Genomic DNA, 14,648 nt, shown 5'->3' on the forward strand with positions numbered 1-14,648 from the left:
GGGGAGTGAGTGGGACATGCGGGCAGGCGAATCGGACCCGACGGACCGGGACGGGGTTGTCTTCGTCAACCGGTTCCTGGTGCACGCGCCAGCGGAGGACTTCGAACGGACCTTCTCCGAGACGTCGGAGTTCATGGCGGGCCGGCCCGGCTTCGTCGCGCACACCCTGGTCCGGCACGTCGGGCAGCCCGGCGCGTACGTGAACGTCGCGTACTGGCGGGACGAGGAGTCGTTCCGGCGGGCGCTGGCCGATCCGGGTTTCGCGCCGCACGCGGCGGCGCTGCGGGCGCTGGCCACCAGCGAGCCGAACCTGTACCGGCCGGTGCTGCGCCGGGAGGCGGCCGGGGCGGTCGCGGGGGACACCCGATGACCCGACGCGCGGTCATCACCGGCATCGGCGTGCTGGCCCCCGGCGCCACCGGGACGAAGTCGTTCTGGGACCTGCTGGCCAGCGGTCGCACCGCCACCCGGCGGATCTCCTTCTTCGACCCGACGCCGTTCCGCTCGCAGGTGGCCGCCGAGTGCGACTTCGACCCGATCCGGGACGGGCTGTCCCACCAGCAGGCGCGGCGGATGGACCGGGCCGCGCAGTTCGCCGTGGTCGGCACCCGCAAGGCGCTCGCGGACAGCGAACTGGACCTGGCGGTCGGCGACCCGTCGCGGCTGGGCGTGGTGATCGGCAGCGCGGTCGGCGCCACGATGAGCCTGGAGCGGGAGTACGTCGTGGTCAGCGACGGCGGCGCCAAGTGGCTGGTGGACGAGGACCACGCCGTACCGCACCTGTTCGACTACCTGGTGCCCAGCTCCATCGCCCGCGAGGTGGCCTGGGAGGTCGGCGCGGAGGGCCCGGTGTCGCTGGTCTCCACCGGCTGCACCTCCGGGCTGGACGCGGTCGGGCGGGCCGCCGAGCTGGTGACCGAGGGCGCCGCCGACGTGATGATCTGCGGGGCGACCGACGCGCCCATCTCGCCCATCACCATGGCCTGCTTCGACGCCATCAAGGCCACCACCCCGCGCAACGGCGACCCGGCGACCGCGTCCCGCCCGTTCGACCGCACCCGCAACGGGTTCGTGCTGGGGGAGGGGTGCGCGGTCTTCGTCCTGGAGGAGGTGGGGCACGCGCGCCGGCGGGGCGTCACCGGGTACGCCGAGGTCTCCGGCTTCGCCTCCCGAGCCAACGCCTACCACATGACCGGCCTGCGCTCGGACGGCGTGGAGATGGCCGAGGCGATCCGGGCCGCGCTGGCGCAGGCGCGTACCCGGCCGACCGAGGTGGACTACGTCAACGCCCACGGCTCCGGGACCAAGCAGAACGACCGGCACGAGACCGCGGCGGTCAAGCGCAGCCTGGGCGAGCACGCGTACGCGACGCCGGTCAGCTCGATCAAGTCGATGATCGGCCACTCGCTCGGCGCGATCGGCTCGTTGGAGATCGCGGCGTGCGCGCTGGCCATGGAGCACAGCCTGGTGCCGCCGACGGCCAACCTGCACGAGCCGGATCCGGAGTGCGACCTGGACTACACCCCGTTGCGGGCCCGCGAGCGCCGGGTCGACACGGTGCTCAGCGTCGGCAGCGGCTTCGGTGGTTTCCAGAGCGCGATGGTGCTGCGCCGGCCCGATCGGGCCGGCACGTGACCGCCGCGGTGATCACCGGCCTGGGCGTGGTGAGCCCGGCCGGGCTGGACGCGGAGGCGCACTGGGCGGGCCTGCTCGCCGGGCGGTGCGCGATCGGGCCGCTGACCCGCTTCGACGCCACCGGCTACCGCAGTCGCCTCGCCGGTCAGGTGCCGGCGTTCGACCCCGCCGACCACCTGCCCGGGCGGCTCCTGCCGCAGACCGACCACATGACCCGGCTGGCCCTGCTGGCGGCCGACGCCGCGCTGCTGGACAGCGGGGTCGAGGTGGCCGCGTCGGGCGGGTTCGGCGTGGGCGTGGTGACCGCCAGCAGCGCCGGCGGGTTCGAGTTCGGCCACCGGGAGCTGGAGAAGCTGTGGAGCCGGGGGCCGGAGCACGTCAGCGCGTACCAGTCGTTCGCCTGGTTCTACGCGGTGAACACCGGTCAGGTCTCGATCCGGCACGGCCTGCGCGGGCCGAGCGGGGTGCTGGTCACCGAGCAGGCGGGCGGCCTCGACGCGCTCGGGCAGGCCCGCCGGCACGTGCGATCCGACCTGCCGGCCGTGGTCAGCGGCGGGGTGGACGGCTGGCTGTGCCCCTGGGGCTGGGTGGCGCACCAGGCCAGCGGCCTGCTCAGCCGGCAAACCGATCCGGCCCGCGCGTACCTGCCGTTCTCCCCGGACGCTGCGGGCTACGTGCCGGGCGAGGGCGGCGCGCTGTTCGTCGTGGAGTCCGCGGCGCACGCCTCGACGCGGGGCGTCCGCCACCGGTACGGCGTCGTCGCCGGCTACGCCGCCACGTTCGACCCGCCGCCGCGCTCCGGCCGGGAGCCGACGTTGCGGCGGGCGATCGAGGCCGCGTTGGACGACGCCGGCCTGGCCCCGGCCGACGTGGACGTGGTGTTCGCCGACGCGGTGGGCCTGCCGGACCCGGACGCGGTGGAGGCGGCGGCGCTGGCCGGCGTGTTCGGTCCGGCCGGGGTGCCGGTCACCGCGCCGAAGACGGTCACCGGTCGGCTCGGCGCGGGCGGCGCCGCGCTGGACGTGGCCACCGCGCTGCTGTGCATCCGGGACGGGGTGATCCCGCCGACCGTCAACGTGGCGGCGCCGGCGCCCGCGTACCGGCTGGACCTGGTGCTGGCGCCACGCGTCGCGCGGGTGCGCACCGCCCTGGTGGTCGCCCGCGGGCAGGGCGGCTTCAACTCCGCGCTCGTGCTAACCGCCTGACCGGATCCCGGAACGACCCTGCGAGGAGGACAGATGACCATCCTGGACCTGCCGACCCTGACCGACATCCTGCGCGAGTGCGCCGGTGAGGACGAGGACGTCGAGCTGAGCGGCGACATCCTCGACGTGCCCTTCGCCGACCTCGGCTACGACTCGCTGGCCCTGCTGGAGACCGCCGGGGCGATCCAGCGCCGCTTCGGCGCCCCGCTGCAGGACGACGCGGTCACCCAGGCGCAGACGCCGCGGGAACTGCTCGAACTCGCCAACCGGGCCCTGACGGCCCCGGCCTGACCACCCGTCCACGAGAAGCCGAGGAGGCAGCGGATGAGCAGCAACATCGACGCGGTACGCCGGATGGTGTCGGCGTACAACACCGGACAGACCGACGACGTGGCCGAGTACATCCACCCGGACTACCTGAACCCGGCGTCGCTGGAGCACATGGACCTGCGCGGGCCGGAGGCGTTCGCGATGGCGGTCAAGTGGCTCCGGATGACCTTCTCCGAGGAGGCCCGCCTGGAGGAGATCCGGTACGAGGAGCGGGGCGACTGGGTGCGCGCGTACCTGGTCCTCTACGGCCGGCACGTGGGGAACCTGGTCGGCATGGAGCCGACCGGACGCCGGTTCTCCGGCGAGCAGATCCACCTCATCAAGCTCGTCGACGGCAAGATCCGCGACCACCGCGACTGGCCCGACTACCTGGGCACCTACCGCCAGCTCGACGAGCCCTGGCCGACCGCCGAGGGCTGGCGGCACTGACCGACGTCGCCGCCGCCGGGGACCGGCCGGTCCCCGGCGGCTTCCGTTCCGAGCGAAGGAGCAACCGATGATCCTTGTCACCGGCGCGACCGGCAAGGTGGGCGGGCACGTGCTGACCCGCCTGCGGGAGGCGGGCCGCCCGGTCCGCGCCCTCAGCCGCGATCCCGCGCGGGCCGGCCTGCCGGCCGACGTCGAGACCGTGCCCGGCAGCCCGGCCGACGTCGAGGCCGCCACCGCGGCGCTGACCGGCGTGGACGCGGCGTTCGTCTGCCTGGTGGGTGACGTGGAGCCGCAGGCCCGGGCGTTCGCCGAGGCGATCCGCCGGGTCGGTGGGGTCCGGCGCCTGGTGCTGCTCTCCTCGTCGGCGGTGCTGCACCCGGTGCGGCACCGGATCGGCGACGAGCACCGGGCCGCCGAGGAGGCGATCGGCGCCGCCGCGCCGGACGCGACGCTGCTGCGGCCGGGCCCGTTCCACACCAACGCGCTGTGGTGGGCCAAGACGATCCGCGAGCAGGGCACGGTCCGCTGTCTGGTGGGCAACACCCCGGGCGCCCCGGTGGACCCGGACGACTTGGCCGCGCTCGCGGTCGCCGCGCTGACCGGGGACGGGCACGCCCGCCGCCGCTACGAGGTGACCGGCCCGGAGGTGCTCACCTCCGCGGAGCAGGCGCGGGTGCTGTCCGACGAGTTGGGTCGCGAACTGGCCTTCGAGGTGGCGAGCCCGGACGACGTCGTCGCCATGTTCGCCGGCATCACCGGCGACCGGCCCGCCGCCGAGTCCAACGTGGCCGCGCTGCACAGTCCCGCCGTTCCGTGGGGACGCACCACCGGCACCCTGGAGCGGGTGCTCGGCCGCAAGCCCCGCACGTTCCGCGAGTGGGCCGCCGCGAACGCCCACCTGTTCCGATGACCACCTCCGGAAAGGAACCGTCGATGCCCGACGACCGCACCATCCTCGTCACCGGTGCCACCGGCACCCAGGGCGGCGCCACCGTGCGGGCCCTGCTCGCCCGGGGTCGGCCGGTGCGCGCGTTGGTCCGCGACCCGGACGGCGAGGCCGCCCGCGCGCTCGCCGCCGACAAGAACGTCTCGCTGGTGCGCGGCGACCTGTCGGATCCGGCGTCGCTGCGCGCCGCCATGGCCGGCGTGCACGGGGTGTTCAGCGTGCAGACGTTCATGGCCCCCGGTGGGTTGGGGGCCGAGGTCCGCCAGGGCCGTGCGGTCGCGGAGGCGGCGGCCGCCACCGGGGTACGCCACGTGGTCTACAGCTCGGTCGGCGGCGCGGACCGGGCCAGCGGGGTGCCGCACTTCGAGAGCAAGTGGGCGATCGAACGGCACCTGCGCCGGCTGGGGGTGCCCACCACCGTGGTGCGCCCGACCTTCTTCATGGACAACTTCCTCGGCTTCGGTCCGGAGGTGGTCGACGGCGCGCTGGTGGTCCGGCTGGCGCTCGCGCCGTCGACACGGGTGCAGCTCGTCGCCGCGGAGGACATCGGCCGGTTGGCGGCGACCGCGTTCGACGAGCCGGAGGAGTTCGTGGGGCGCGCGGTCGAGCTGGCCGGCGACGAGCTGACCGGCCCGGAGATGGCGCGGTGTTTCGGCGCCGTGGCCGGGATGCCGGCCCGGTTCGAGCCGCTGGAGCTGGCCGAGGTGGCGGCGAACCCGTGGATCCCGTACAGCCACGAGATCGCGGTGATGTTCGAGTGGTTCCAGACCGACGGCTACGCCGCGGACATCGCCGCGCTGCGGACCCGGCTGCCGGGCCTGTACACGTTCGCCGACTGGCTGCGCGCGGTGGACTGGCGACCGCCGGTGCCGTCGGTGGCCTGACCGGAGGGGGAGGACGCACCCGCGCGTATCTTGTATCGTACGGCATACGGGATCGATGGACGGAGGGGTGGATGCGGCCGGACGAGCGGGGTCGGGGAACGGCCGACCCGGCCCGGAGTCTCGCGTTGCTGTGGAGCCGGCGCGGTCCGGACGCCCGCAGCAGATCCAACCTCGGGCTGGAGCGGATCGCCCGGGTGGCGATCGAGACGTGCGACGCCGAGGGCCTGGGTGAGCTGTCCATGCGTCGGCTCGCCCAGGCGCTCGGCGTGGGCGTGATGTCGCTCTACACCTACGTGCCCGGCAAGGCCGAGCTGATCGACCTGATGGTCGACACGGTCTACGGCGAGGTGGTCGGGCCGGCGGTGCCGTCGGACGGGTGGCGGGCCGGCCTGGAGCGGGTGGCGCGGGACAACTGGTCCCTGCGGCGCCGGCACCCCTGGCTGTTGCGCATCCCGGTGGGTCGGCCTCCGCTCGGCCCGCACGCCATGGCCAAGTACGAGTACGAACTCCGGGCGGTCGAGGGGATCGGGCTGACCGAGGTGGAGATGGACTCGGTGGTGCACCTGGTCACCGACTACGCCGAGGGGGTGGCCCGGCGGGCCGTCGACGCGTCGGTCCTGGAGCGGGAGAGCGGCATGACCGACGAGCAGTGGTGGCGGGTGTGCGGTCCGCTGCTCGGCGCGTTCGTGGACGGCTCGGTCTTCCCGACCGCGACCCGGGTCGGGTCCGCGGCGGGTGCCGCGCACGGCGGCTCCTACTCGCCGGAGCACGCGTTCGAGTTCGGGCTCGGGCGCCTGCTCGACGGCATCGAGGTCTTCATCGCGGCCCGGACCGCGGCGGCCGGTCGGTCCCCCCGCTGACCGGTCGCCCGTCCGGGTGGCTCGCGCCCGGGCCGTCACCAGGACGGCCCGGGCGCGATGGCTGTCCGGGCAGCGGCGACACGCGCTTCCGGGCTCCACCGTATTGCTTACCGTATGATGTACGCTAGGGCCGACGACAGGGCCGGCACTGCTGAGGGAGGACGCGACGTGACAGCGGGCAATCACGCGATCATCGCGGAGGGGCTGCGCAAGCGGTACGGCGACAAGTACGCCCTGGACGGGTTCGACCTGCGGGTCCCGCAGGGCACGGTGTGTGGACTGCTCGGCCCGAACGGCGCCGGCAAGACCACCTCGGTGCGGATCCTGTCCACCCTGCTGCGGTTCGACGAGGGGCGGGCCGAGGTCGCCGGCTTCGACATCGCCCGCCAGGCCGACCAGGTGCGCTACCGCATCGGCCTGGTCGGGCAGAACGCCGCGGTGGACGAGGTGCTCAGCGGCTACGAGAACCTGGTCATCTTCGGTCGGCTCTTCCACCTCGGCACGAAGCGGGCCCAGCAGCGCGCCACCGAGCTGCTGGAGCGCTTCGGCCTGGCCGACACCGGCGGCAAGCCGGTGAAGACCTACTCGGGCGGCATGCGGCGCCGGCTCGACCTGGCCGCCGGCATGATCCTCACCCCGTCGGTGCTGTTCCTCGACGAGCCGACCACCGGCCTGGACCCGCGCAGCCGCAACGAGGTCTGGGAGTCGGTCCGCGAGCTGGTCCGCTCCGGCACCACCGTGCTGCTCACCACGCAGTACCTGGACGAGGCCGACCAGCTCGCCGACCAGATCTCGGTGATCGACACCGGTCGGGTCATCGCCGAGGGCACGCCCGACGAGTTGAAGTCGCGCCTCGGCGGCGACCGCATCGACCTCGTGGTGCACGACGCGGGCGACCTGGCCGCCGCCGCCGCGCAGCTACGCCTGGTCGCCAGCGCGGAGCCGGAGGTGGACCCCGACCGCCGCTTCGTCAGCGCCCAGGTCGGCAACCGGGCCAGCGCGTTGACCGAGGTGCTGCGGGCGCTCGACGCCGGCGGCGTCGCGGTGGAGGACGTGGCGCTGCGCCGTCCGACGCTCGACGAGGTGTTCCTGCACCTGACCGGCCGCCGCCCGCAGAGCGCCGAGGAGACCGCGGCCGAGGAGAAGGCGAAGAAGTCCAAGAAGGGCAAGGGGCGCAAGGGGCGCGGCGACGAGCCGAAGCCGGGCGCGCCGCGCTCGGAGAACGTCGAGGAGGTGCCCGCGTGACGAGCGCGACCCTGCCCACCGCGGTCAGCCCGGACGTCGTGCCCGGGCGGCCGTCCCTGCTCGCCGACAGCGTCACCCTGACCCGGCGCAGCCTGGCGCACTGGCGCCGCAACCCGGGGCCGCTGATCGCGTCGCTGGGCTTCAACATCGTCATGGTGCTGATGTTCGCCTACCTGTTCGGCGGCGCCCTCCAGGTGCCCGGCGGCGGCAGCTACCGCGAGTTCCTGATGCCCGGCATGTTCGCCATGACCATGGTGTTCGGCATCAGCCTCACCACGCTGGCCGTCTCCGCCGACATGGACCGCGGCGTCACCGACCGGTTCCGGTCGATGCCGGTGTCGCCGCTGGCCCCGCTGATCGGCCGGGCCGTGGCCGACATGCTGTTCGCGGTGGTCACCCTGGCGGTGATGGTGCTCGCCGGGCTCGCCGTCGGGTGGCGGGCGCACGGCGGCGTCGGCGACACGCTCGCCGCGTTCGGGCTGATCCTGCTGCTGCGCTTCGCCCTGGTCTGGGTCGGCATCTTCCTGGGCCTGGTGATGAAGGGCCAGGAGGCGGTCGCCGGCGTGCAGACGCTGGAGTTCCCGCTCGGCTTCCTGTCGAACGCGTTCGTGGCGCCGTCCACCATGCCCGCGTGGCTCGGTGCGGTGGCCGAGTGGAACCCGCTGTCGGCCACCGTCGGCGCCATCCGCGAACTCTTCGACAACCCCGGCTGGGGCGGCGACTCCTGGGTGGTCTCCCACTACCCGGTGATGGCCGTCGTGTGGCCGCTGGTGCTGGTCGCCATCTTCCTGCCGCTGTCGCTCAGCAAGTACCGCTCCTTGAGTAACTGACGAGTTGTCCGCCAGTGGCACGCCGCACCATGGGCGCAGCTGCCCCCGACCGACGGGAGTCGGCCCGGGGGCAGCTCGTTGTTCGGACGGGGGAGCCCCGAGGAGGAAGACCTTGCGCACCAGAGCCCTGCCCGCCGTCACCGCCGCCGTGGTGGCGGCGACGGCCCTGATCCCGCTCGCCCCGCCCGCGCGGGCGGCCGGTCCGACCCACACCGCCGTCCCGGTGTCCGCGACCACGCCGGGGACGCCGGCCATCCGTCCCGCCGGCCTGCTGCCGATGCGGTGCCGGGCGCTCACCTTCCCGGTGGCGCTCACCGCGGGCGGCCCGGTCGACCAGCGGATCAGCGCCACGCTCTGCCTGCCGTCGCGCGGGCGGGTCCGGACGCTCCAACTGCTCATCCCCGGCGGCACGTACGGCCAGGCCTACTGGTTCCTGCGCGGCGACCCGCGCCGCCCGTCGTACGTCGAGACGATGACCGCCGCCGGGCACGCCGTGCTGGTGGTCGACCGGCTCGGTGCCGGCGCCAGCTCGGCGCCACCGTTCGACAGGTACGCCCCGGACACCCAGAGCGCGGTGATGACGCAACTGCTCCGGGCCGTCCGGCGCGGTGACGTGATCGGCCGCCGGTTCGACAAGGTGGTGCTCGTCGGCCACTCCTTCGGGTCCACGCTCGCGCGCACCATGGCCATCCGGCACCCGCGGTGGGTCGACGGGCTGGTGCTGACCGCGGAGGCCAGCGCCCGGGTGGAGATCCCCTGGGACGAGGTGATCCACTCCGCCGCGGACGACCCGGTTCTCGCCGGTCGCGACCTCGACCCGGCCTACTACACCACCCGGCCGGGCGCCCGCGGCACCTGGTTCTACGAGCGGGCCGGCGCGGACCCGCGGGTGGTGCGGCTGGACGAGCTGACCAAGCAGGCCGACGTCTACACCGAGGAGCACCCGACGCCGGACCAGAACGCGGCGATCCGGGTGCCCGTGCTCATCGTCGTCGGCCAGCGCGACAAGCTGGTCTGCGGTCCGGAGGGCAGTGACTGCGCCAGCTCGGCGTCGCTGTACCACCAGGAGCGGCGGTGGTACCCGAACGCGCGGCTGCGGGTCGAGGTGGTCGGCCGGACCGGCCACGCGCTCAACCTGCACCGCACCGCGCCGGGCTGGATCGGCCGCACCCGCACCTGGCTCGAGCACAGCATGCGCGCCGGGCGTCGCTGAGCCCCGGGCACGCGACGGGGGCCGGTGGGACGTCCCACCGGCCCCCGCACCGTCTCCGGCGTACCGCTCACCGGCGAGCGACCGGCCGACGGCGGATGAACAGCGCGACCAGCAGCGTGGCGACGGCGAACACCGCGCCCGCGACGAAGGCGGCGGACATGCCGTGCAGGAACGCGTACCCGGGCACCGCCTCCGCCGGCAGGCCGACCGGCGGGGTGGTGGCCGCCCGGGTGCTCGCCGCCGTCATGACGGTGACCAGGACCGCCAGCGCGAGCGACGCGCCCAGCGTGGTCGTCGCGGTGATCACGCTCGACGCCGAGCCGGTCTCGTCGTCGTTGACCCCGGAGGTGCCCAGCACGGTCGCCGGGATGGTGCCCAGGGCGATGCCCGCGCCCAGCAGCAGCAGCGCCGGCAGCACGTCGGTCGGGTAGCGGGTGTCCAGGTCCAGCCGGGACAGCAGCAGGTTCGAGCCGATGAGCATCACCGCGCCGAGGACCACGAGCGGTCGGGCGCCGATCCTCGGTTGCAGCTTGACCACCACGCCGGCGAGGGCCAGCAGCGTCGCCGTCACCGGCAGGAACGCCAGCGCGGCCTGCATCGGCGAGTAGCCGAGGCCCTGCTGCAGGAACTGGGTGAGGAAGAAGAGCTGGCCGATCTGGCTGCCCTGCACCAGCAGCACCGCCAGGTAGGCGCACACCCGGTCCCGGTCGGCGAACAACCGCGGCACCACGATCGGCTGTCGGGCGCGCCGTTCGACGAAGACGAAGACGGCGATCAGGGCGAGCCCGGCCGCGACCAGGAGCTGCACGGTCGCGTCGCGCCAGCCCTCGCTGCCCACCGCGGACAGCGCCCAGACCAGCGCGGCGACGCCGAGCGCCGAGCTGAGCGCGCCGGCCACGTCGAAGCGGCCCGGGTGCGGCGGCGTCTCCCGGACCACGAACGGCGCGGCCAGCAGCACCAGCAGGCCGACCGGCACGTTGAGCATGAGCACCCACCGCCAGGAACTGGCCGAGGTGACGGTGCCGGCGAGCAGCAGCCCCAGCGCCGCGCCGAGCCCGCCCACCGCCGTGTAGACGGCGATCGCGCGGCGGCGCAGCGGCCCCTCGGCGAACATGCTCACGATCAGCGCCAGCACGCAGGGCGCGGTGAGCGCCGCGCCCACCCCCTGCACCGCCCGCGCGGTGATCAGCATCCACGGTTCGGTGGCCAGCCCGCGGGCCAGGCAGGCCAGCGAGAACAGCGCGACGCCGGTGAGGAACACCTTCCGCCGGCCGAGGATGTCCCCGGCCCGGCCGCCGAGCAGCAGCAGGCCGCCGTAGGTGAGCAGGTAGGCGTTGATCACCCAGGACAGCGCCACCGGGCCGAGGGACAGGTCGGTGCTCATCCCGGGCAGCGCGATGTTCACGATCATCTCGTCGACCAGGATCATCGTCTGGCCGGCCACGACGACCGCCAGCGCGAGGCCGTACCGGTGCGGGGCGCGAACCGCCGACGGCGCGGCGGTCAGGGACGTGGACATCTCGGTGCTCCTGACTCGTGGTGGGCCGGCCGGGCGGGCATCAGATCGCCCGCCGGTGCGCGGCGGTGCGGGAGCCGGCGGGCCGGCCGACGGCCGGCGTGACCGGCCGTGCCGGCGCGTCCGGGCCGGCGGGCTCGGCGTCCACGTCGGCCGGTTCGGCGGACCCGGCCGGCCCGGTGCCGAGGCGGGCCACCAGCACGCCGACCGCCGCGACGACCATGCCGACCACCTGGAGCGCGGTGAGCGGGGCGTCCTCCAGCCAGACGCTGCCCAGCAGCAGCACCACCGGCACCAGGTAGAGCACGGTCGACGACAGGACCGGGCCGTCGTCGCGGACCATCCGGACGAAGAACGTGAAGACCACGGCGGTGTTGAGGATGCCGAGCACCGCCAGCGCGATCAGCACCTCCGACGACCAGGTGGGCGCCGGACCCCAGTCCTGCCAGGTCAGCGTCAGCGCCGCCCAGGCCACGCCGAACAGCGCCTGGGTGGCCGAGAGCACCAGCGGGCGCATGTTCTCCTCGCGCATGACGCGCACCATGTAGAACAGCGCGTACCCGTACGCCACCGCGGCCACGAAGTTGATCAGCGAGCTCCAGGTGAACCAGCGGGAGACCTGCTCCCACGGCGGGAACATCAGCAGCACGCCGGCGAACCCGATCAGCACGCCGGCCACCGTCCGCCCGCCGACGGCGCGCTCGCGCAGCAGCGGCGCGAGCAGCAGCGCCCACAGCGGCACGCTGGCGTTGAACACCGACACCACGCCGACGTCCTCACCCGTGGCGTCCGGCACGATCTGCACCAGCAGCACCGGCAACGCGTTGACCAGGAAGGCGACCAGCAGCAGGCGGAGCCAGACGTCGGGGCGTCGGGGCAGCGCCGCGCCGGTCAGCACGACGATCGCCAGCATGGCCACCGCGCCGATCGCGACCCGGACGAGGCTGAACTGGGTGGGGTTCATCCCGCCGAGCGCCATCTTGATCCAGAAGTACGTCGAGCCCCACATCAGGGCCACCGCGCCGAAGCGCATCAATCCACCACGACTCATCGTCGATCCCTCTCGCGAAGCGTCGGCCGGTCCGGCCGGCTGGGCTGCGTCACAGGCTTCTGGCCACGGATCGAGCGCCGCCGGAGAACCGCTGGACGCGGCGCGGGGCCGTGTCCCGTCCACGCCGCCAGCGGTCCTCCAGCGGCACCGGGAAGCATCGCGGTCACCGACACCGCCGAGCAGACGCGGAGAGAGGGCGGCACCGATGACCGTGCAGACCGAGAACATTCCGGACCGGACGGCCTTCGCCCGGGTGTACGCCGAGGTCCAGCAGTTCTACGCATGGCACATGCACCTGCTGGACAGCGGCGCGGCGCGGGAGTGGGCCGACACGTTCACCCCGGACGGCGTGTTCGCGCCACCGTCGGCCCCCCGGCCGATCGTCGGGCGGGACGCGCTGGCGGCCGGGGCGGAACAGGCCCACGCCGAGCTGCGCCGCAAGGGCGAACAGCACCGGCACCTGCTGCTGTCGGTGAACGTCCGGCCGCAGGACGACGGGTCGTTGACGGTCCGCAGCTACGCGCAGATCATCGCCACGCCCCGCGACGGCGAGCCGCGCCTGCACCTCATGTGCGTCACGCACGACGTGCTGGTGCGCGGCGCCGACGGGCAGCTCCTGGTCCGGCACCGCCGGGTCACCCGGGACGACCGGACCTGACCCACCGGCTCCGTGACCCGGCGGTGCGTAGGGAAGCCGCGCCGCCGGGTCACGGTCGTGTTCAGATCGTCGGCAGCAGGCCGGCCCGCCGTGCCTCGCGCAACGTCGGCGCGGCGAGGTCGCGCTCCGAGACGATCGGCTCCGGTTCGGCCGGCCACGGCAGGCCCAGGTCGGCGTCGAAGGGGTGGACGGTCAGCTCACGGTCCGGCACGTACTCGACGTCGCACAGGTAGAGCATCACCGCGCCCTCGGTGAGGGACACGAAGGAGTGCCCGAAGCCGCGCGGCACGTACAGCGCGTGCGGCGCGTCCTGGTCGAGCCGGGTGGCCGTCCACCGGCCGAACGTCGGTGAGTCGACGCGCAGGTCGACCACGCAGTCGAGCACCGCGCCGTGCACGCAGGACACCACCTTGGTCTGTCCCGGGCCGTCCGGGAAGTAGTGCACGCCCCGGATCACCCCCCGGCGTGACACCGAGAGGCTGGCCTGCGTCACCGGCAGGTCGACGCCGGTCGCCGCGGCGAGGGTGCTGGCCCGGAACACCTCGACGAAGTGGCCGCGGACGTCGGGGCGGGGGGTCAGCGGCGCGCTCCAGATCTCCGGCAGGCGCGTGCCGGAGGTGACGGGTGGAGGGGTCATGACGGCTCCGATCAGTCGAAGGGCCCGCCAACGGTTGCCGCCCCGGCTCGAGGGACGGTCCAGATCGGACCGCCGGCCGGCGGCGTCCAGCCGGGCTGGGGCGGTTCTCGAGGGGCCACCGGCAGGGTGGGGCACCGACCGGCCGCGACGTCCCGCGGCGGGACCGGACACGAGGAGGGTGCGGGGTGCGGCAGGCACGACGGCGACGCGAACCCGAGGCGGACCAGCGGCTCCTGCGCCGGCTCCAGCTCACCGAAGGACTGCTCTGGCTGCACGCCGCCCGGGGCGACCCGTACGCCCGGTTGCTGTGCGGGCTGCCCGGCGGTGAGCCGGAGCGGCTGCGGGAGCGGGGACCGCTGTGGCGGGCCGCCACCGGCGACTGGCTGGTCACCGACCACGCGGGGGCGGCGCGCGCGACGGCCGGCGGGCACGTCGTTCCCACCACGCCGTTCGACCTGCCCGCCGACCCGCCCGGCGCCCCGACCCCGCCCGCGCCCGATCTCGGGACGCTGCCCGACCGCGGTGACCTGGCCGCCGTCGTCCGGCGTGACGTCGTCCGGGTGCTGGCCGGCGGGGACGCCGGCACGGCGGCGCTGCTGGCGGACGTGGAGCCGGCGGTGGACGCGGCGCTGCGCGCGCCGGCCCCGGTCCCGGCCGTCCGGCTGGCCGAGGCCGGCGCGGAGCTGTCCGAGCGCACCGACCGGCCGCTGCTCGCGGCGACCGGCGTGCGGCTGGCCACCACCCTGGTGCTCAACGCCGTCGCGGCGCTGCTCGGCGCCGGCGGCTGGTCCCGGCTGGCCGCCGAGCCGGGCTTCGCGGCCCGGGTGGTGACCGAGACGTGGCGGTACGCGCCGCCGCTGCGGCTGTGGCCGGCCCGCGTGGAGGCCGCCCCGGCCTGGGGTCGCGGGCTGCTGGCCCCCGGCGACCGGATGGTGGTGGTGCTCGCCACCGCCAACCGGGACGGCACGGTGTTCGCCGACCCGGACCGGTTCGACCCGGACCGCCCGGCCGCGCCGGTGCTGACCCCGGGCGGCCCATGGGCCGGCCCGGTCGGCTTCGCCCGGTGGTACGCCGAGGCGCTGCTGCCCCGGCTCGCCGCCGCCGCGCCCGGGTTGCGGCCCGACGGGTCGCCGGTGCGGCCCGGCCGCGCGCCGGTGACCGGCACGGCGGTGCGGTTCCCGGTGCGGGTGATCTGAGACCGAGGAGAGG

The 14,648-nt window shown here is 74.7% G+C and carries 16 protein-coding genes; 13 read left to right on the forward strand and 3 right to left on the reverse strand.

From position 1 onward, the window contains the following. Window positions 1–16 precede the first annotated feature (16 nt). From H1D33_RS05215 to H1D33_RS05265, 11 genes are all read left to right on the forward strand, one after another. Window positions 17–370 (forward strand): antibiotic biosynthesis monooxygenase family protein, encoded by a 354-nt coding sequence (locus tag H1D33_RS05215; protein ID WP_181569143.1) that lies wholly within the window; start codon window positions 17–19, stop codon window positions 368–370. After that, a complete protein-coding gene (locus tag H1D33_RS05220; RefSeq protein ID WP_181569142.1) occupies window positions 367–1,635 on the forward strand; it encodes a beta-ketoacyl-[acyl-carrier-protein] synthase family protein in 1,269 nt (422 codons plus the stop codon). The genes H1D33_RS05215 and H1D33_RS05220 overlap by 4 nt, the downstream gene beginning before the upstream one ends. Continuing rightward, complete coding sequence (locus tag H1D33_RS05225; protein ID WP_181569141.1) at window positions 1,632–2,840, forward strand: ketosynthase chain-length factor; 1,209 nt, start codon at window positions 1,632–1,634, stop codon at window positions 2,838–2,840. The genes H1D33_RS05220 and H1D33_RS05225 overlap by 4 nt, the downstream gene beginning before the upstream one ends. 33 nt (window positions 2,841–2,873) lie before the next feature. Further along, window positions 2,874–3,131 (forward strand): acyl carrier protein, encoded by a 258-nt coding sequence (locus H1D33_RS05230; RefSeq protein WP_181569140.1) that lies wholly within the window; start codon window positions 2,874–2,876, stop codon window positions 3,129–3,131. Window positions 3,132–3,164: 33 nt separating this feature from the next. Beyond that, complete coding sequence (locus tag H1D33_RS05235) at window positions 3,165–3,599, forward strand: ester cyclase (RefSeq protein ID WP_181569139.1); 435 nt, start codon at window positions 3,165–3,167, stop codon at window positions 3,597–3,599. Between the two features lie 67 nt (window positions 3,600–3,666). Beyond that, window positions 3,667–4,509, forward strand: a complete 843-nt coding sequence (locus H1D33_RS05240; RefSeq protein WP_181569138.1) for an NAD(P)H-binding protein — start codon at window positions 3,667–3,669, stop codon at window positions 4,507–4,509. A 23-nt stretch (window positions 4,510–4,532) separates the two neighbouring features. Then, complete coding sequence (locus tag H1D33_RS05245) at window positions 4,533–5,429, forward strand: NmrA/HSCARG family protein (RefSeq protein WP_181569137.1); 897 nt, start codon at window positions 4,533–4,535, stop codon at window positions 5,427–5,429. A 71-nt stretch (window positions 5,430–5,500) separates the two neighbouring features. Beyond that, window positions 5,501–6,289, forward strand: a complete 789-nt coding sequence (locus H1D33_RS05250) for a TetR/AcrR family transcriptional regulator (protein ID WP_181569136.1) — start codon at window positions 5,501–5,503, stop codon at window positions 6,287–6,289. A gap of 168 nt (window positions 6,290–6,457) precedes the next feature. After that, window positions 6,458–7,534 (forward strand): ATP-binding cassette domain-containing protein, encoded by a 1,077-nt coding sequence (locus tag H1D33_RS05255; RefSeq protein WP_181569135.1) that lies wholly within the window; start codon window positions 6,458–6,460, stop codon window positions 7,532–7,534. After that, entirely contained in the window at window positions 7,531–8,364 is an 834-nt protein-coding gene (locus H1D33_RS05260; protein WP_181569134.1) for an ABC transporter permease, read from the forward strand. The genes H1D33_RS05255 and H1D33_RS05260 overlap by 4 nt, the downstream gene beginning before the upstream one ends. A gap of 112 nt (window positions 8,365–8,476) precedes the next feature. Beyond that, window positions 8,477–9,577: an alpha/beta hydrolase gene (locus tag H1D33_RS05265; protein WP_181569133.1), complete on the forward strand. Its 1,101-nt coding sequence runs from the start codon at window positions 8,477–8,479 to the stop codon at window positions 9,575–9,577. Window positions 9,578–9,644: 67 nt separating this feature from the next. Here the strand turns inward: H1D33_RS05265 and H1D33_RS05270 are convergent, their stop codons facing one another. Then, window positions 9,645–11,096: an MFS transporter gene (locus tag H1D33_RS05270; protein WP_181569132.1), complete on the reverse strand. Its 1,452-nt coding sequence runs from the start codon at window positions 11,094–11,096 to the stop codon at window positions 9,645–9,647. 40 nt (window positions 11,097–11,136) lie between these two features. Beyond that, on the reverse strand, window positions 11,137–12,144 hold the full coding sequence (locus H1D33_RS05275; protein WP_181569131.1) for a DMT family transporter: 1,008 nt from the start codon (window positions 12,142–12,144) through the stop codon (window positions 11,137–11,139). Between the two features lie 205 nt (window positions 12,145–12,349). Here H1D33_RS05275 and H1D33_RS05280 point away from each other — a divergent pair, with 205 nt between their 5' ends. Next, the gene (locus tag H1D33_RS05280; RefSeq protein ID WP_181569130.1) at window positions 12,350–12,802 is read left to right on the forward strand and encodes a nuclear transport factor 2 family protein; all 453 of its coding nucleotides are present in this window, start codon (window positions 12,350–12,352) and stop codon (window positions 12,800–12,802) included. A 61-nt stretch (window positions 12,803–12,863) separates the two neighbouring features. Here H1D33_RS05280 and H1D33_RS05285 read toward each other — a convergent pair whose 3' ends face one another. Further along, complete coding sequence (locus H1D33_RS05285) at window positions 12,864–13,439, reverse strand: dTDP-4-dehydrorhamnose 3,5-epimerase family protein (protein ID WP_181569129.1); 576 nt, start codon at window positions 13,437–13,439, stop codon at window positions 12,864–12,866. A gap of 185 nt (window positions 13,440–13,624) precedes the next feature. Between H1D33_RS05285 and H1D33_RS05290 the strand changes: the two genes are divergently transcribed. Continuing rightward, a complete protein-coding gene (locus H1D33_RS05290) occupies window positions 13,625–14,635 on the forward strand; it encodes a cytochrome P450 family protein (protein WP_220138704.1) in 1,011 nt (336 codons plus the stop codon). The last annotated feature ends 13 nt before the right edge of the window (window positions 14,636–14,648 follow it).

It is taken from the genome of Micromonospora ferruginea (assembly GCF_013694245.2).
Taxonomy (GTDB): Bacteria; Actinomycetota; Actinomycetes; order Mycobacteriales; family Micromonosporaceae; genus Micromonospora; species Micromonospora robiginosa.